Origin of the sequence: Fusobacterium ulcerans (assembly GCF_003019675.1) — a bacterium.
Taxonomy (GTDB): domain Bacteria; phylum Fusobacteriota; class Fusobacteriia; order Fusobacteriales; family Fusobacteriaceae; genus Fusobacterium_A; species Fusobacterium_A ulcerans.
In genome coordinates this window covers 2,958,281-2,976,255 of the sequence record NZ_CP028105.1, presented here as the reverse complement: position 1 = coordinate 2,976,255, position 17,975 = coordinate 2,958,281, and the positions used below count along the sequence as shown (strand labels likewise).

The window sequence follows — 17,975 nt, the reverse complement described above, 5'->3', positions numbered from 1 at the left end:
CTACTCTTTATCTATTTTCCAATCAAATTCTTCTCCACATAATGCAACAAATACAAATTTAGAAGTTCCCATTTCTATTACATCAAATGAAGAAAGTTTCATTGGTGCATATACTGCCTCTCCCTGTACATAAACGATTCCATTTCCATCTCCGGGAGTTATTACAAATTCTCTATTCTTAGGATTGTATGCTATTATTGCATGGTTTTTTCTTGATATATTATTGTCTCCCTCCAGACATATATCCATTTCAGGAGCTCTTCCTATAAAGTTTTTCTCTGATTTAAGTTTAAAATCCTTTCCTTTTTCATAACCATTAAAACATACCAGCCATCCTACTACTGGATCTACTGCCAGTTCATTTGCCCAGTAAGCTACTGTTTTGTCATCTTCAATATCTACCTGATCCATTGGTATCTCTTCTCTTACTGCTATATCTTCCAGTCTGTCAGTATTGTTGCAGTATGGGCATTCCTTATATCTCGCCGCATTATACACGTGTCCGTTTTCACATCTTTCCAGTTTCATCATAATTTCTTTCCTCCGATTTTTTATTATGTTATTTATCATATTATTTTTATTTTTTACTATGAATAATTTTATGTTATTTTACCAATAAAGCCACTGTTGAAATATATATAATATCCCCACTCTGTATTTTTACTGGTGCATTTCCTATTTTTATCTTTCTGTTGTCTGCATATCTTTGTATTCCTGTACCATTGACTGACCCTAAATCTTCCACAAACCATCCACTGTCGCTTTTGTTCAATATTGCATGTCTTTTGCTTATCAATGAAGAATATGCTGTCTCACCAAGATTTATATCCACTCTCATTCTTGCACTTTTACCTATTATTAAAGAGTTGGCTTTTCCTACCGGCCATGTTTTTATATCATATCCCTCTTCATTTTTTAGTATCACATGAGTTATATTATTTCTTGTCTGCTCCCTCTTGTCCTCTATACTTTTTACTATTCTTGAATCTCTTACAAACTGTGATTTTTCATACATAATCAAATCTCTTTTTAATTTCCAGCTGTAGTAGAAAAGATCAGCTATGACAAATCCCATTATCATCATTGATATTATTATCAGTATCTCCTTTGAGAAATGAAAATAATAAACCAGTGCGAATGAAGCTATCAATACTATTCCCCAAAAGATATAATTTACTTTTCTTTCTTTTATTTCGCTTTTTCTCATCTCTTTTTTCTGATATTTTTTGATTTCTCTTCTCAGCTTCCAATTTTTTAAAAATCTCATTTTTTCTTCCTCCCATTAAATGAAAAAAAAGATTCAAACATATTGTTTGTTTGTTCCTTCATTTTACTATCCCCTTTTTCTGATGATTTTTTCTCTGGATCGAAAAATTTACCAAACATGCTGTTCATTCCTTCTTTAGTGAATTTTTCATAAATATCTCCATAATCTTCTCTTTCAGTTTTTGCCCTGCTTTTCTTATTTTTTCCATATCCATTTTTTGACTCTGCCATTTTGTCATATTCATTTCTTTTTTCATCATCGCTAAGAATAGTATATGCATCATTTATTTCTCTGAACTTTTTTTCAGCTTCTACTTTTTCTTTTTCTGATGCATTTATCATTCGGTCTGGATGATACTTTTTAGCCAGTTCTCTGTATTTCTTTTTTATCTCATCTTTTCCAGAATCGCTATTTACCCCAAGTATTTCATACAAGCTTTTCATTTCATCACTCCACCATCATTAGATTTTTCTTTTTAACATTGCTTCCTCTTACAAATCTATTCCCTTTCATACTGTTATATATTTGTTTAAGATATTCATATATCTTTTGATTGTCTGCTTGATGGCACTCTTCTCTTATTCTTCTTTTGATATATGCATTCAGCAGCTCTCTTGATACTGAACCATTCAATGCTGTACTGCAAAAAACTTCATCTAAGCTTTCCATTTCTTTTTCATCAAATATTCTTCCTGCATATATTTTTAAAAGTTTACTTGGAAAAGATACCCCAGAGGCTGTACTTTTAAATTTATGTATCTCATTCACAATATTATATTCTTTGTCTATTCCTACGAAAGCAGAAGGATTTCTTATTTCTGCCCCTTCTCTCCGTTTTATCCTCACCAATTCCATTTCATTATTTTGGCATTTTCCATCAATAGAAAAAAATATTTCTATAGAGTATTTTTCATATTTTCCTTTCTCCACTTCCACAGGAGGAAGAAATTTTACTTTTAGAATATAGTCTCCATCCTCTATTGGTATCTCTATTTTTAATTTTTCCTTTATCTTATAGTAAAAATTATTATATTTTATAATTCCAGCTGTAATATATAGAAACTCATCTTCTGCATAAGTCTCAATACCACAAATAACCCCATTGGAATACTCATTATATGACAATGAATAGTATTCATATGGAGTTTCCTTCATATTGTCTAAAACTTCCTTATCGAGTATGTTCCCTCGCCTGAATATAGGAATTCTGTTTTCTATTGTTACCAAGATTCTTCCCCCTTGATTTCATGTTCTCTTTATTCTTCCAACTAATTCTCATTAATTGGAAGAATAAAGAGTTGGAGAAAAAGATTTCCTCCAACTGCAATATAGCTGATACTATTCTTCAGCTGCGTAACCACCTTCAATAGTTACAGTTTCGATTTTTTCTTTCTTTTGTTTGAAGACAGCTTTAAATTCTCCTACTCCACCTTTGTCATTATAGTCCTCAGTATAATCAAGGATGAAAGCATTAGGAAGATCTATCTTTCTAACTACTACGCTTCCTGAGATAACTTCTAATGTAAGTTCTCTGTAAGCATCTGAGCTTTCAGCAGGTATTAATGACCATTTAGCCATTTTTTTAGTATCATCTGCTTCTTCCCCATTTACAGGAGTTATTATTTTTCCATTTACTTCTAATATAACCCCTAAGTCACTAGCTCTTGCGTTTGAATCATCTGGAGTATCAGAAATGTATTTCACTGTAGTGATATTGTCCATTCCTAAAGTAATCTCCTCATTTTTCCCTTTGATTTTTAGATTGAATCCCATATAAAATCATCTCCTTTTTATTTTAGATTAGGTTCCCCTAATTTTTAGTTATTTCAAGTGTAAGATTTTTTACATCTCCGTTAAAGTTAATATGAAGATGACAGTTGTCTCCCTCTATATTTACAGATATATCATCTCCTGGCTGAAGTATAGAGTTTACACAATCCTGATTAGAAAGCCATTTATTTTTCTGACTTGTTGGTTTATTACTAAAGAAATCTTTAATTTTATCCTCTTTGAAATCTGTTGTGATAAATCTCAAAACTCTTTCTATATATGTAGTTGCCACTGTTTTATACATAGGTTCAAATACCCCGTCTTCATTAGTAGCCAAAGTTCTTGCTTTATATACTGTTATGTTGTTTATAAGCTTTCCTCCATGCTGAACATTGTCTGAAGAGAATATAAATCCAAAATTGTTTCTGTTGATGCTGTCTTTAGTTGCAATAGTATAACCAGTTATCTCTTTAGACATACTTGTTACTATTTTAAAGCTATTGTCTTTTTCTTCTATATTGATTCTTACTCCCGGTTCTCTCAAATCTGTTTTCTTAAATCTTTTTCTTAGATATTCCGGACATTGCTGAGCTGCTGTTATTCCTGCTGCTACATAAGAACTTTCTATATATACTCCCTCTATCCAGAACTTAACTAATTCATTTTTATCAAATTCTGCCAGATTAGATTCCTCTGCTTTCAGCTTGTAATCCAATATAACACTTGATTTTTCTTTTGGTATTATAGTAAAGTTAGGTACACATGGGATAAGGAATTGAGAGAAGTCTCTGTACTGAAGGTTTTTAGTTTTCTCTACATACTTACCTATTCCAGTAGTTGCCAGATTATTGAATGTAGTTTCATCTGTTCCTATTACACTGAAGAAACTTGCAACTTTGTATTTAGCAAGGATAGACATAAGCACTTGAAGATTTTCATTTGTATTGACGCTCTTTTTCTGTACTTTAGTTGTTCCTTTAAATCTCTGTCTGATATTCTTAGCATTATCCACTTCATCAAGATTTATACTTGGAATAATTCCATACCAAATAGTATTTTCAAAATCATTTTTCTGGTTTACAGTATTTAAGTATAGTTCTAATGCCTGTTTGTTTTCACCTTTTAAAAGCATTTCAATCTTATTGTTTACTACTAATAAAGAAGGCTTCATTCCATTAAGATCTTTATCATACTGTTCAAAGAATACTTTTACTCCCAAAAGTTTTTCCATAAGAGGTTTTATAGTCTTTATAAAATCTTCCTGTGCTTCTTTGTAGAAAGTTAGATATTGATTGTAGTTTTTAACTTCTCTCTCTACATCTATTTCTTCTATTACTGTTGGAAGAGGAACAAAAGTTCTCACTACCAGATTTTTTACATAATCATTCGGCTCTTCGTTTACCTCTTCGAAATCATCTTCAAAGTATTGTGCTAAAAGTTGATTATGTTGATTAGATGCCACTGTAAGAGCTGTACTTTTTTTCGATTTTTCCTCAATGATTTTAAGCTCTCCATGCTCATCCATTGTAAGCATTCCTATTTTTATCTCTTCTGCTTTTCCACCATTTTCACTTTGTCCAATCAATACTCTTGTTTTTATATCTTCTATTGCAAGAGGCAGCATCCCAAGAATATTGTTGTAACTTTCCCCTGCTTTTGAAAAGGCTATATTTAGTTTATCTGCATATTCAAGTTTTGTAGGGTCTTCTTCTTCTAAAGATTCATACTTGTCATGAAGATAAGCTATCTCTTTTCTCAGCTGCTTGATATCATCCATCACTTTTTTAGGAGAAAGCATATTTAAAATCTCTTTAAAATTAAAGTCTACATTCTTACTCCCATTAATTTTTTTACTGTCCAATAATGTTATTAACATTTTAAAAAATGTATTTTCCATATTTATTGGTATCTCAGTTATGCAGTTATCTGGAATTCCATTTGGTTTTTCCAGACTGTATTTTACCTTTTGAGTAGCAGCATTGAAGAAGCTGTATACCTTAGGTTCAAATTTTGTTAAAAATTCACTGAAATTTCTTATTAGAAGATGTTCATGGATTTCCCTTATTTTTTCATCATCTAAACTTGTTATGTTGTTGCTGCTTCCCACAAGAGTCAATAAATCCAGTTTTTCACTGTTGATCTCTTCAAACAGAATCGTTCTGTTTGTTTGTTCAAAAATACTTTTAGACATATTCCACCTCTTTTTGTTTTATTTTAAATATTTTGTATTTTTAAATTCTATTTAGTTTTAATTATAGCAATAATATATCATACCAGTCAAATTTCATGTTTCATTTAAACAATTCATAATTTCTTAGTTTCATTTCTATTCTTTTCTCGGTACTTTTTAGATAGTTTGTTTGTTTTATATTTGTCTTTTTAATATGATTTTAATTTTTTTATATTTTTATAAAACTTCCATTTAATACGTTCAATTCAAATAAAAAAAAGATTAATTTCAACCATACCACTTCTAATATTTTTTTTATAAAAATCATATATTTTTTAAACTGTACTCATTAAAAATACAATAGTATTTATTATTAAGTTCTTTTTTGTAAAAATAGTATTCTTTCCTTTGAACCTAGTTATATAACTTAGATTTCATTAAATTTTTTCAAAATTTCAGCAACAAAAAAAGAGTGACCTATTTTTTATTAAGCCACTCTTAATTATTATTTAAATATTTATAAGTTTTCCATTGTGAAATACTCTTTGATTTGATGAACCTCTTAGTTTCAGCCTTAAATCTTTTTTGTCTATTTCAAATTTTCCATCTATAAGGTAGTCTATAAGGGAAGTATCTATCCATTTTTCTACTTCTTCTTTTAAATACCCTGTCCATAGATAAACATTTTTATCAGTATTTTCTTTTATAAAGTGTATAAGCTCTATTACTTCATCTCTGTTTTCATAATATAGGGGATCTCCACCTAAAAATGTTACATTTTTCCATCTTGATTTTAATATGATATCTTTTATTTCATCCATTGAATATTCTTTTCCTGCGTTATAATCCCATGTATTCATTGAAAAACATCCAGGACATTTATGAGAACATCCAGCAAAATATAGAGTCATTGTATATCCAGTCATACTATTTATAGGATCGTTATTTACTATTGATATTATCCTCATATTACTTCACGTGTATAGCTCTGTTTTTAATTTCTTTCATTCTTCCTTCCAGAGCATGAGTTATATTGTAATTTGAAATATATCCGCAGCAACGTCTTTGGATTTTCATTTTCATTCCATCTTCATTTCCACAATGAGGACACTTATAGCTTGCAGTTTTTTCATTATATGATATTTCTCCTGTATATCCACATTCATAGCATACATCTGAAATAGTATTTACTGCAAAGTACTCTATACCTGCATCATGAGCATATTGAATAAGTTCTATTATAGCTTCATTATTATATGTTTTTCCACCATTTTCTACATACATAATATTTCCACCATTGCAGTATTTAATAAATGGTGCTTCTACATCTATTTTATCAAAAGAATCTATTGGCAGTTCAGATGAGAAATGGAATGAGTTTGTATAGTACTCTCTTTCTCTCAACCATTCTGGCATTATATCTCCATAGTTCTCAACATCTTTGCTGAAGAATGTTGCTATTGAACTTTCAGCAGGAGTACCATATACAGATACAGGTAGTCCTGTTTCTACTTTTATTTCATCAGCTTGTTTTCTGATAGCTTCCATTATAGCAATACCCATTTCATGACCTTTTTCTGTAGATATATTTTCCTTATCATCTGATAATATTCTTACAGCGTCATCTAATCCAAGGAATCCATAAGATACAGAAGCTCTGTCAGTTTTTAATAATTCCTCAATGCTGTCATCTGGTTCTAATCTTGCTATTCCTCCATACTGGAATAAAATAGGAGCTTTTTTAGCCTGAAGGTGTCTTACATTTTCAAATCTTGTTTGTATAGCTTTTTTCATAAGATCTTTTCTTTTTTCAAGAATATCAAGGAATCTTTCCAGTCTATTTCCCTCTGCTCCTCCATAACGTTCATCTTTTAATACATCTAAAGCAATTTGAGGTACATTCAGTGTTGCCACTCCATAGTTAAATCTTCCATAGTGCTGATATTGTCCATCAACTTGATACTCATGATTTACTCTGCTACGACATCCCATTCTAGCATAATATTTTCCTGCATCATAATCATCTTTAGAGTAGAATAAAATATCAGGATAATAAGTATTTGCTATACATTTAGACACTTCTTCTGTAATATAGAAATATTTATCTCCCTTTTTAAAGTTGTAGCCATCTACCACCATATAAGAAAGTTTTGGGAAAATAGCTGGTATATGCTTTTCTCCAAGTCCTGTTTGTCTTACTTTAAGATAAGATAATATTATATGCTCAGATTCCCAAGATGTAGGAATATTAAAAGTAATTGTACTGAATGGAGTCTGACTTGCACTTCCTAATATACTGTTAGTCTGATATTCAAATAATTGACAGGCATCATAGATGTCCTTTGCTGTTCTTTCTTTAGCAATTTGAAATTCAACATGTTTTTCAGCAGCAAGTTTTTCATTTCCTGAATTTATTTCTCCAAACTCTTTCTCTATATCTTCTTCAGTTACCCTTGAGATATTTGTTTCAGTAGATAATTTATCATTATAAGCTCTCATGAAATTTTTCTTAAAGTTTTTCTTTGCATATTCAGCAAACACTTCATTGAAGTTTGGAAGAGAAACTCCACCATATTGACTGGCTGAAATACTTGCCATTATCTGCATAGCAATATTCATAGCTGTTCCTACAGAGTTTGGCTGGCAAACATCTGCATTAGTTATTCTAGTTCCATTTCTAAGCATGTCCTCTATATTGAACAGACAACAGTTAGTAAGCTTAGTATCTACATCTGAATCATGCCAGTGTATAGTTTTTTTTCTATGAGCTGCCCATAATTCCTTATCTATATTCTTTTCAAGTATATATCTGAAATATTCTCCAGCAATCAAATCTCTTTGTACTGAAGGAAGCATAGAGTTTTTATTGCTGTTCTCTCTATCTCCTACATCTACTATATCAGTCATATGTCTAAATACACCATTAGCTTCTTTTAATCTTTGTTCTGCTCTTTGTGTCCTATATGTTTGGAAAGCTTTAGCCTGTTCAAACAATCCATTAGTACATAAAGTATAGAAAACTATATCTTGTATAGCTTCCACTGACATTCTTGTATGTCCATTAATTTTTATTACAATGTCATCCATCATTTGTTTAATGGTAACTTTATCAATGAATTTTACTTCCTTATCTATTTTTTCTAAAACTTTTTCTATTTTTTCTTTGTTAAAAGTCACAATAGAGCCATTCCTCTTAATTACTTCTATTTTATGCATTGTGTCTTTCCTCCCATATTTGTAATTGTTCTTCATCTATTATACTATATCTTGTGTTATATTCAAATATTTTCCATATATATTGTTCTTTGATAATATGTATATCATTTATCACCCTTGATTTTACTCGCTTATCAGCAGGTCGAAAAAAAGAACTTGACTTTTTATTTCAAGTTCTGTTTTTATTTAATATTTTTTTATCTTTCATCATATATTCCAAATATGTATATTTTTTTATAAATATTTTAGATGAATAATTCTTCTTTAAAAGAAAAGTAATAAATTTTAAGAAAATATTATCTGATTTTCTAATATTTAAAGCCTTCTATATTTTTTATCTTTTACATCATATCTATCTAAAGCATCCTTTATTTGAGAAATAAGTCTCTCTTTATCCTGTGGAAATGTACCTCCAAGGTTCAGATAATTAGAAGCATGATTTGCCCTAAAGATAACAGGGGCTTTTACATTTATATTTTCTATCATTTTTTCTATTTCTTTTAATATATCAATTCCTTCTGCTTCTTGAAATTCTCCTTTAAGATATTCAGTATATATTTCTGTTCCTTCTTCCAGCATGAGACTGAGGATTCCTACATAATCTGGTTCTATCCTGCTTATTAATTTCCCAGTGTTTACAGCATGATCTTTCCAGTCTTTTTTTCCTAATATTCCAGCTATGAAAGTAACTGAAAGAAAAAATCCTGCTTCTTTTGCTTTTTTACATAAAGCAGTAAGTTCATCTGAAGAAACCCCTTTATTTATCTTTTCCAGAACTTTATCATCTCCGCTTTCCAGTCCTATATATAGTAGAGATATTCCACTCTCTCTTATTTTTCTGAGTTCATCATTTGTTTTTAATTCTATAGACTTAGGAGTAGCATAAGAAGATATTCTTTTACACTCTGGAAATACTTTCTTTATATATGCTAATATTTCCAAAAGCATTTCTGTAGGAATTATCATAGCATCTCCATCAGCAAGAAAGATTCTCTCAGCATACTTTACCCTTTTTCTAAAATATTCTATTTCGCTTTTTATTTTTTCTATTGGTTTTATAGAAAACTTTTTACTTTTATACATACTGCAAAAAGTACATTTATTATGAGAACACCCAATTGTGACTTGCAGTATGATGCTGTAGGCTTCACTGGGCGGACGATATATATTTCCAATCCATACTTTTTCTGAATTTATCATTATTTTCTTAATCCCCCTTATTTTATTCTTAATAAAGTTTATTATAATTCTTTCATTGCTGTTCAGTTGAAATTTAATTCTTAGATACTATATCAAATAATTACATTTCTAATTTGTTAATTGCAAATATAAAAGGTCATAGTTTCTTTTTCATCAGCAATGAACTTCCCATTCCACCATAAGTTCCTAAATTATCTATGATTGTATAACCCATTTTCTGATATAGAGACATTGCTTTTTCCAGACTTTCTCCAGTTTCCAAAACCATATATTTGTATCCTTTATCTTTGGCAGACTTCTCTATCATCTTTATCAATGTATATGCTATTCCTTTTTTTCTATATATTTTTTTAACATAAAGTCTTTTCATTTCTGCACTCTCAGCATCATATTTACGAAAGCTTACACACCCTGCCGGCAAATTATCTTCATAGGCAATAATAACATCTTGAATATTATTAGTTTTGGTAAATCTTTTTTGATCTATGTCTTTTTCTTTATCACCAATTATTTGATCAAATAAAAGTATAAGTTCATCACATAATAAAAGAAAGTTTCTATCATTTTCATCTGTATGTTCATATTTCACTATTATATTTCCCCCTTTATGAATTTCAACCAAGTCAATTTTAACTTGTAATTTAAAACCAACTTAGATACAAGTCAAAAACAACTTATTCTAAAGATTGTATTTTTTCTTTTTTCTTGCAATCATAGTTTGACTTGTTTTTAGAAATTCAGCTGCCTTATAAGTACTTCCATATTTCTCCAAAGCATATTGAATATACTTCTTCTCACATTCCTCTAAATATTCATTTAAAGATTGATCTTTAATTTCTGTCTCCTCCTGAAATATAAATTGATCATTAGAAGAATTTAAAGCTAAAGGAGGTGTTTGTTCTATAAATAAAAGTGGATCTATGTTTGAGAGTTCAATCACTTCTCCAGTAATCATAATAAAACTTCTTTCTACAAAATTTCTAAGTTCTCTGATATTTCCAGGCCAGTTGTAATTTAATATAGCTTTAAGAGTTTTTTTAGAAAATATTTTAGTTTTATTATAGCTATTGCAGTAGTATTCTCTAAAATGTTCTACTAAAGGTAAAATATCTTCCTTTCTTTCACATAAAGGTGGAAGATAGATTGGAACAATATTTAATCTATAATATAAATCTTCTCTGAATCTCTTTTCATGAACCATTTTTAACAAATCTTCATTGGCAGCAGTAATCAATCTAAAATTGACTTTTCTAGTAACAGTAGAACCAATTCTGCTTATTGTTTTTGTTTCAATGGCCCTTAAAATTTTTCCCTGTAAAGCTAATGGCAAGGAATTAATTTCATCTAAAAAAAGTGTACTGTCATTAGCTGCCTCAAACAATCCTTTTTTCCCCTGAGAAGAAGCACCTGTAAAAGCTCCTTTTTCATAACCAAACAATTCAGATTCCAGAAGGCTTTCAGGAAGAGAAGCACAATTTATAATAATCATTTCTTTTGAAGCTCTCTGGCTTTTTTCATGAATATATTTAGCTAAAACTTCTTTTCCAGTTCCAGATTCTCCCAGAATCATTACAGTAGTATCAAGAGGAGCTAAAGTATCTGCCAGATTAATAATATTTTTCATGACAGGACTTTCAGCAATTATACTCTTCAACTCCTGAGACTCAATAGAAGGCAATTTTATAAAGGATCTTACTTCATTATGAATAGCCTCCTGATATAGATAATTTATATTTTCAACAGGAATGCAAAGAGCAATTACACATGCTATATTCCCATTCATATCTAAAATAGGGCTGGAAGCTACAATCTGCTTATAATGTTCATGTCCTTTTATTTCTACATCTTGGAACATCACTATTCTTTTCTTCAATTTACAGACTTTTTCTGTAATGCAGATATTAATCTCTTTATTCTTTTTCAAATTATACACATTGTAGGCTAAAAGTTTTTCTTTTGGTATTTTAACCATATTGACATAGACTGTATTAACAAAAATATAGTTTCCAAGGGAATCAACAATATAGATTCCATAAGGAAGATTATCCAGAGCATTTTCTAAAAGTTCTCTTTGTATCATTATACATCCCCCTCCTAAATTACTTAAAATTATAACATAAAAAAATTAAAAACTTAATTATTATATTTGGCATAAATATTGCTTTATTATACAGTGCAAGAAAATTAATAGGGAGGTCAAAGATGAAGATAGGAATTTTAGGATGTGGAGCAATGGGAACTGTTATGGGAGCTTATATGACAAAGAATGGTCTGGATGTAGAGCTGATAGACAGTTACAAAGAACATGTAGATGTATTAAATAAAAATGGAGCTCATATTATTGGAAGTGTTGATATGATAGTTCCAGTAAAGGCTGTTACTCCAGAAGAGATGAAAGGGATATATGATTTAATTTTTCTTTTCACAAAGCAGACAGTAAATGATACAGTTTTAAAAAATCTACTTCCTCACTTAAATGAAAAAAGTACTGTATGTACTTTACAAAATGGAGTTCCTGAACATTTTGTAGCTGGATATGTAGGAGAAGAGAGAACATTAGGAGGAACTGTTTTGTGGGGAGCTACTTTTGTGAAGCCGGGAGTATCAGAGCTGACACAGGATATAACAAAAAATGATCATCTTTTTGAAATAGGAGCTATAGATGGTACTATAGGAGAAAGGGTAAATAATGCAGCAGAAATACTTGGATATATGGGAAGAGCAAAAATAACTGATACTTTAATGGCATCAAGATGGGGTAAACTGATAAACAATGCATGTATGAGTGGAATGTCTGCTGCATGTGGAGCTACTTTTGGAGAAATTTTGCAGGATGAAAAATCAAGAGCCTGCCTGAGTTATCTGGCAAGAGAAGTAAAAAGATGTTGTGAAGCAGAAGGATATAAAATGCCTATTCTTTTAAATGAGCAGCTGCCTTATTCATGCGACATAAAAGATCAGGAAATGTTTGATACTAATCAAAGAATGTTCTTGGAAATGTATAAAGATATGTACACAGCTAAAGCAAGCATGCTGCAAGATTTAGAAAAAGAAAAGAAAACAGAGGTTCTCATGATAAATGGATATGTAAGTTCAACAGGGGATAAATACAATATTGATACTCCATTTAATGACACTGTTGTTGAGATAGTCACTAAGATAGAGAAGAAACTTCTTCCTCTCTCAATGGATAATCTAAAATATTTTAATGATAAATTATTTGAGTATAAATACTATCAAGAGAAAAAATAAAACTAGGAGGAAAGATGGATACATTATCTGTAATAGGTTTAATATTAGCAGTTATAGTTTTAGTAATAGGAGCATATCGGGGACTTGGAGCTCTGCCATTAACACTGCTTGCTTCACTGGTTGTTATATTGACAAGCAGAATTTCTATCTGGACTGGATTCTCTCAGTACTATATGAATGGATATACAAGTGCTTATTTCAGTTATTTCTTACTGTTCTGTAGTTCTGCACTATATGCAAAACTAATGGATATTTCAGGCTGTGCAACTTCCATAGGATATCAGTTTATTGATTGGTTTGGAAAGAAAAGAGTGCTTTTAGTTTCTACTTTGATTATAAGTGTATTGACATATGGTGGTGTAAGCCTGTTTGTTGTGGTTTATGCTGTAGCTCCTATTATGTTTTTGCTATTCAAAGAAGCTAATTTTCCAAGACATTTGACAATGGCATGTTTGATAACAGGGTCTGCAACATATACAATGACTTCTCTTCCGGGAACTACAGCTTTAACAAATGTTATTCCAACTCAATATCTGGGAACAACACTGACTGCTGCTCCTGTATTTGGAATTCTGGCTTCAATAGCAATGTTTACAATGGCGATTTTATACATGGGATATGCAGAAAGACTGGCAAGAAAAAAAGGGGAAGAGTGGACTTATCCTGAAAATATAGATCCTCTGCTTTATGAAATAAAAGATAGAAATCAGCTTCCTTCAGTGGGTGTATCTTTCACTCCCCTTGTATCTCTTGTACTTATAATTATTTTAGGAAGTAGATTTGTAGCAAACTCAACTATGCTGGCAGTATTAGGAATGCTTGTAGGAGCATTTCTTACATATGTTTTAAATATTTCAAGATTTAAAGATAAAAATATGAAGAATATTTTTACAACAGGTCTGGAAGGAGGAATAGCGAGTATAGGAGGACTGGCAGGAGTTGTAGGATTTGGTACAGTTGTATCTAACTCAATAGCTTTTAAATATATAGTGAGCTGGGTGCTGGGACTTCAATTAAATCCTTATGTTCAGGCAATCGTTGCAACAATGGTAGTTTGTGCAGTTACAGGATCTTCATCTGGTGGTTTAAAAATTATGTATGATTCATTGGGAAAAACTTTCCTTGCAGTCCCAGTAAATCTTCCTGTTTTACATAGGCTGTCATCTATTTCAGCTTCAGCATTAGATACACTTCCACACTCACCTGGATTGTTTCTTATGTTTGCAGTACTGGGATTGAATCATAAAACTGCCTATAAACATGTATTTGTTTGCAGCATTATGATTCCACTTATCGTAACAGTAGTTTCTACAATAATAATAGTAATGTTTTTATAAATATTAAGGAGGAATAATTTATGTCAGATTTAAAAAATAAAAGAGTAATAACAGCAGCAATAACAGGATCATGGCCTACAAGAGAACAAAATCCTAATCTATCTATTACCCCTGAAGAGATAGCAAAAGATGTATATGAATGCTGGAAAGCTGGAGCTGCAATAGCTCATATTCATGTAAGAAATGATGATGGAACTCCATCAACTGATTTTGAAAAATATAAAGAGACTATTGAAAGAATAAGAGCCTATAAAGATTGTGATATCTGTATTAATATAACAAGTTCAGGGAGTGTAGGATTTGGAGATGAGGAGAGAATATACCCTCTTCAAAAATTACTTCCAGAGATGGCATCATATGATGCTGGAACTCTTAACTGGCAACATCGTACAATTTTTGAAAACCATCCTCGTTTTTTAGAGAAACTGGGAACTGCTTTAATTGAAAGTAATATAAAACCAGAAATAGAAATTTTTGATGCTGGTATGATATATAATGCAATCTACTACATGAAAAAAGGAATATTAAAAGCTCCTTGTCATTTCCAGATAGTTTTAGGATGTCCAGGGGGAATGACAAATACAGTTGAAAATCTTGTATTTCTTAAAAGTTTAATTCCAGCAGGATCAACATGGGCTGCATGTGGAATCGGATCAGGTCACATGCCTATCTTAATGACTACAATAGCAATGGGAGGACATATTCGTGTAGGTATGGAAGACAATGTTATGTGGCAGAAGGGTGTACTGGCTGAATCAAATGCTCAGTTTGTAAAAAGAGCTAAAGAATTGTTGGAGATGAATGGACTGGAAGCTGCTACTCCAGATGAAGCTCGTCAGATATATGGTCTCACTAGAAAAGTTTTTTAAGGAGTGACTGTTATGGAATTTGAAAACTTAAAAATAGGAATGAAAGAAAGCATTAGTAAAACAATTACAGAAACAGATATTATTTTGTATTCTGGCATCAGTTTAGATTGTAATCCAATACATCTAAATAAAACATATGCTGAAACTTCAAGATTTAAAAAAAGAATAGCTCATGGAATGCTTACAGCTGGATTGATATCTGCTATACTGGGAACCAGACTTCCAGGAGAGGGAACAATTTATCTGGAACAAACTTTGAAATTCAAGCAGCCGGTTTATCTAGGAGATACTATCACTGCTGTGTGTGAAATCATTGATATTATAGAGGAGCAAAGGAAAATAATTCTTTCAACAATATGTACTAATCAAGATGGAAAAGTCGTTTTAACAGGAGAAGCAAAGGTAATGAAATAACATATAATTTATTTTTAAACAGCCAAAGCTCTAAATTTAATGAGTTGAGGCTGTTTATTTCTTATAAGAATGCTGACTCTCTATTATATTTTTTCCCTATTTAGAATTCTTATTTTTTATCTCCATAATTCTTTTCTCCTCTTTAATTCTTTTCTCCTCTTTATTTATCTGGTACTTCAGAAAGTGTGTCTTTGAATATTATTTTTAAAACCCTCTCTGGTATAGTTTGGTTACAATAAATCTGTAACATACCTTTAGGAGTTATTTTAAATTCTTTCAACTTATCTTTATTCTCTATGATGGCTGCTGCTTCAATATTTATATGATCTTTGAATGGGATTAGTCGAATAAATCTATCTCCATCATAATAACTGGGAATTTTTGCCCATAGTTTTTCTTCAATATCACAGGAAACACTTTGAATAATAAGTATTCTTAATTCACAAAAAAGTTGTTGTATCTCATCAGTATATTTCATAATATAATTTTGAATATCTTTATTCACATTTTTCCTCCTTTAATTTTCATTTACTTAATTATTTATTCTTCTTAAAATTATGATTTTATTTTTCTTCCTATTTTTATTTCTTTTCTCCATCGAGAAACTTTTCCATACTCTCCCCAATATTCATCTAATTTTTTTATTTTTCCATTTTCAAAAACAAAAAATGAAACTGCATGAAATGAAATCGCTTCTTCTTCTAAAGATACTTATTTAATTCACCCCACTTCTACTTATCCATTTCATTCCAAAATTCAACAATTATTTTCTTCATAGAAAATACCCCTCCTAATGTTGCTATATTATTTTAATATTATTATATCATTTATTGATTGAGTTGCAATTTTTTAACAAAACAACACTTAAAGATTTTTTATTTTATATAAATTTGTCCTTTCTTAGCATCTTACTGTCTTTTTTATAGTTCCATTTATTGAGTTGATACTATGAAATTTTTCTTAATATTTTTTCTGTTTTTTAAAATTAAAATAATATTTTTTAAAAAATACATTATTATTTGTTTTTTATTAAATAAAAAATAATCTTTCTTTTGATTTTTTGATTTTTGTGCTACACTATAAATAGTATACTCAATATACTTTTACATAAATATAAAAAGGAGGTGTATTATTATTGAAGCAATATTCTTGTTTTGTTATGGATGATGGCTATTCTAGTATAAATATAAATAATTATATTAAAAAAGCTGGGTTACAAGTTGAAAAAAATAATAAAAATGAATATAAAATATTAAATGAAGATTTACTATTTACAGTTATTAATCCTCAGCTTATCCCAGAACATAAAGTAGCAGATAAAATTTTCCTAATGTATGATGAAGAACTTTGTAATATAAAATATACTGTTACATATGATCATTCATCAGATAAAACTACTTTAGAGTTCTCTTTATAGTATAGAAAGCTAGTAGCCGTATGGTTTTTACTTCAAAACAATAATAAAAAGTAAAACTTAAATCACTGTATTTACTTAGTGCTTTTTTATTTGCTTTATATTATTTAAAATTTTTAAATTATCTTAATAAAATAATAAAAGGAGAAATTCATTAGTTTGAATTCTCCTTTTATTATATATAAAACTCTAAAAATAGACTTTAATCTGAAACTATTTATCTCTGCTCCTTCTGAAAAATATTTACTTAGTTCATTCCAATTTTGTTTATCCATCTCATTCCAAAATTCACCAATAATCAAAATCTTATATTAAAGTAAAATTTTCTAAAAATTTATTTTTTAAATTTAATATAAACTTTTATTTATAGAGAGTTTTATTGGATCTGTTATATAATTCTATTTCTGCAAAAATGTCTTTACCATCTTTTAATAACATAAGCATAAGGGTATCTTTATTTTTATACTCTTCTCTTTTGCTAATAACCTCTTCTTTTGTATTTAATACCTCTATAATTTCTCTTTTCTTATCTTCTGATGCTTCATTATAGTATTCAACATTTAATTGAAAAAAAGTTTTTTTATACAAAGCTCTACTAATAAGGACTTTTTCTTGAAGTTTTTTATATTCTTTTCCTTTTTCTTTTATTTCCTCTATTTGTTTTTTTCTTTTTTCCATTTTTTCTATAAATTCTTCTTTTATTTCAACTGCAACAGCTGTTCCTGTTCCAGAAAGAAGAAGCATACTTTTACCTCTTCCTGCCATTTCTGAATAAGTAACTCTAAGTCCTATTATAGCATTAGCACCTAAGGATTTTGCTTTTTCTTCTAATCTATTATTTAATATCTCTTTTGCTTTTTCTAAAGTTTCCCGATATATACTTGATTCTCCCCCAATAGAATCTGCAATTAAAAAAAATTCTTTAAAATCATTTATTCCAAAAGTTACAGTTTCAGATATATAACCTATATATTCTTCTATGTCATAGCCTATTAAGTTTTCTGTTGTCGTTATAAGCATTTTCTCTCCCTGCAAAAATTTAATGTCACTTGCTTTATTATAGCAT

Annotated in this window: 18 protein-coding genes; 5 read left to right on the top strand and 13 right to left on the bottom strand. The window is 29.8% G+C overall.

Annotated elements, in window-relative coordinates; all coding sequences use genetic code 11:
• From C4N20_RS13710 to C4N20_RS13660, 11 genes are all read right to left on the bottom strand, one after another.
• Complete coding sequence (locus C4N20_RS13710) at positions 1 to 531, bottom strand: FHA domain-containing protein (RefSeq protein WP_005977625.1); 531 nt, start codon at positions 529 to 531, stop codon at positions 1 to 3.
• Positions 532 to 604: 73 nt separating this feature from the next.
• The gene (locus tag C4N20_RS13705) at positions 605 to 1,267 is read right to left on the bottom strand and encodes an FHA domain-containing protein (protein ID WP_005977628.1); all 663 of its coding nucleotides are present in this window, start codon (positions 1,265 to 1,267) and stop codon (positions 605 to 607) included.
• Positions 1,264 to 1,710: a J domain-containing protein gene (locus C4N20_RS13700; RefSeq protein ID WP_005977631.1), complete on the bottom strand. Its 447-nt coding sequence runs from the start codon at positions 1,708 to 1,710 to the stop codon at positions 1,264 to 1,266. Before C4N20_RS13700 ends, C4N20_RS13705 begins: the two co-directional genes overlap by 4 nt.
• A 4-nt stretch (positions 1,711 to 1,714) precedes the next feature.
• Entirely contained in the window at positions 1,715 to 2,494 is a 780-nt protein-coding gene (locus tag C4N20_RS13695) for a hypothetical protein (protein ID WP_005977634.1), read from the bottom strand.
• Between the two features lie 111 nt (positions 2,495 to 2,605).
• Positions 2,606 to 3,040: a hypothetical protein gene (locus C4N20_RS13690; RefSeq protein WP_005977638.1), complete on the bottom strand. Its 435-nt coding sequence runs from the start codon at positions 3,038 to 3,040 to the stop codon at positions 2,606 to 2,608.
• Between the two features lie 37 nt (positions 3,041 to 3,077).
• On the bottom strand, positions 3,078 to 5,228 hold the full coding sequence (locus C4N20_RS13685) for a hypothetical protein (protein WP_005977641.1): 2,151 nt from the start codon (positions 5,226 to 5,228) through the stop codon (positions 3,078 to 3,080).
• Between the two features lie 488 nt (positions 5,229 to 5,716).
• Entirely contained in the window at positions 5,717 to 6,175 is a 459-nt protein-coding gene (gene nrdG, locus C4N20_RS13680; RefSeq protein ID WP_005977644.1) for an anaerobic ribonucleoside-triphosphate reductase activating protein, read from the bottom strand.
• A gap of 1 nt (position 6,176) precedes the next feature.
• The gene (nrdD, locus tag C4N20_RS13675; protein WP_005977646.1) at positions 6,177 to 8,423 is read right to left on the bottom strand and encodes an anaerobic ribonucleoside-triphosphate reductase; all 2,247 of its coding nucleotides are present in this window, start codon (positions 8,421 to 8,423) and stop codon (positions 6,177 to 6,179) included.
• A gap of 315 nt (positions 8,424 to 8,738) precedes the next feature.
• Complete coding sequence (locus tag C4N20_RS13670) at positions 8,739 to 9,623, bottom strand: radical SAM protein (protein WP_106878597.1); 885 nt, start codon at positions 9,621 to 9,623, stop codon at positions 8,739 to 8,741.
• Between the two features lie 136 nt (positions 9,624 to 9,759).
• Complete coding sequence (locus tag C4N20_RS13665; protein ID WP_005977649.1) at positions 9,760 to 10,212, bottom strand: GNAT family N-acetyltransferase; 453 nt, start codon at positions 10,210 to 10,212, stop codon at positions 9,760 to 9,762.
• A 90-nt stretch (positions 10,213 to 10,302) separates the two neighbouring features.
• Positions 10,303 to 11,703: a sigma-54 interaction domain-containing protein gene (locus C4N20_RS13660; protein WP_005977652.1), complete on the bottom strand. Its 1,401-nt coding sequence runs from the start codon at positions 11,701 to 11,703 to the stop codon at positions 10,303 to 10,305.
• A gap of 122 nt (positions 11,704 to 11,825) precedes the next feature.
• Here C4N20_RS13660 and C4N20_RS13655 point away from each other — a divergent pair, with 122 nt between their 5' ends.
• From C4N20_RS13655 to C4N20_RS13640, 4 genes are read left to right on the top strand one after another with little or no spacing between them, the layout of a single operon-like run.
• Positions 11,826 to 12,875: a ketopantoate reductase family protein gene (locus tag C4N20_RS13655; RefSeq protein WP_005977655.1), complete on the top strand. Its 1,050-nt coding sequence runs from the start codon at positions 11,826 to 11,828 to the stop codon at positions 12,873 to 12,875.
• 14 nt (positions 12,876 to 12,889) lie between these two features.
• Positions 12,890 to 14,212, top strand: coding sequence for a GntP family permease (locus C4N20_RS13650; RefSeq protein ID WP_005977658.1), 1,323 nt, complete (start codon positions 12,890 to 12,892; stop codon positions 14,210 to 14,212).
• A 20-nt stretch (positions 14,213 to 14,232) separates the two neighbouring features.
• Positions 14,233 to 15,081 carry a beta-keto acid cleavage family enzyme gene (locus C4N20_RS13645; RefSeq protein WP_005977660.1) on the top strand — a complete coding sequence of 283 codons (849 nt, stop codon included), beginning with the start codon at positions 14,233 to 14,235 and terminating at the stop codon, positions 15,079 to 15,081.
• A 12-nt stretch (positions 15,082 to 15,093) separates the two neighbouring features.
• Entirely contained in the window at positions 15,094 to 15,495 is a 402-nt protein-coding gene (locus C4N20_RS13640; protein WP_005977663.1) for a MaoC family dehydratase, read from the top strand.
• 160 nt (positions 15,496 to 15,655) lie between these two features.
• Here the strand turns inward: C4N20_RS13640 and C4N20_RS13635 are convergent, their stop codons facing one another.
• Complete coding sequence (locus tag C4N20_RS13635) at positions 15,656 to 16,000, bottom strand: hypothetical protein (protein WP_005977666.1); 345 nt, start codon at positions 15,998 to 16,000, stop codon at positions 15,656 to 15,658.
• Between the two features lie 630 nt (positions 16,001 to 16,630).
• Here C4N20_RS13635 and C4N20_RS13630 point away from each other — a divergent pair.
• Complete coding sequence (locus C4N20_RS13630) at positions 16,631 to 16,912, top strand: hypothetical protein (RefSeq protein ID WP_005977669.1); 282 nt, start codon at positions 16,631 to 16,633, stop codon at positions 16,910 to 16,912.
• A 357-nt stretch (positions 16,913 to 17,269) separates the two neighbouring features.
• Here the strand turns inward: C4N20_RS13630 and C4N20_RS13625 are convergent, their stop codons facing one another.
• Positions 17,270 to 17,929 carry a YbjQ family protein gene (locus C4N20_RS13625; RefSeq protein WP_005977672.1) on the bottom strand — a complete coding sequence of 220 codons (660 nt, stop codon included), beginning with the start codon at positions 17,927 to 17,929 and terminating at the stop codon, positions 17,270 to 17,272.
• Positions 17,930 to 17,975 lie beyond the last annotated feature (46 nt).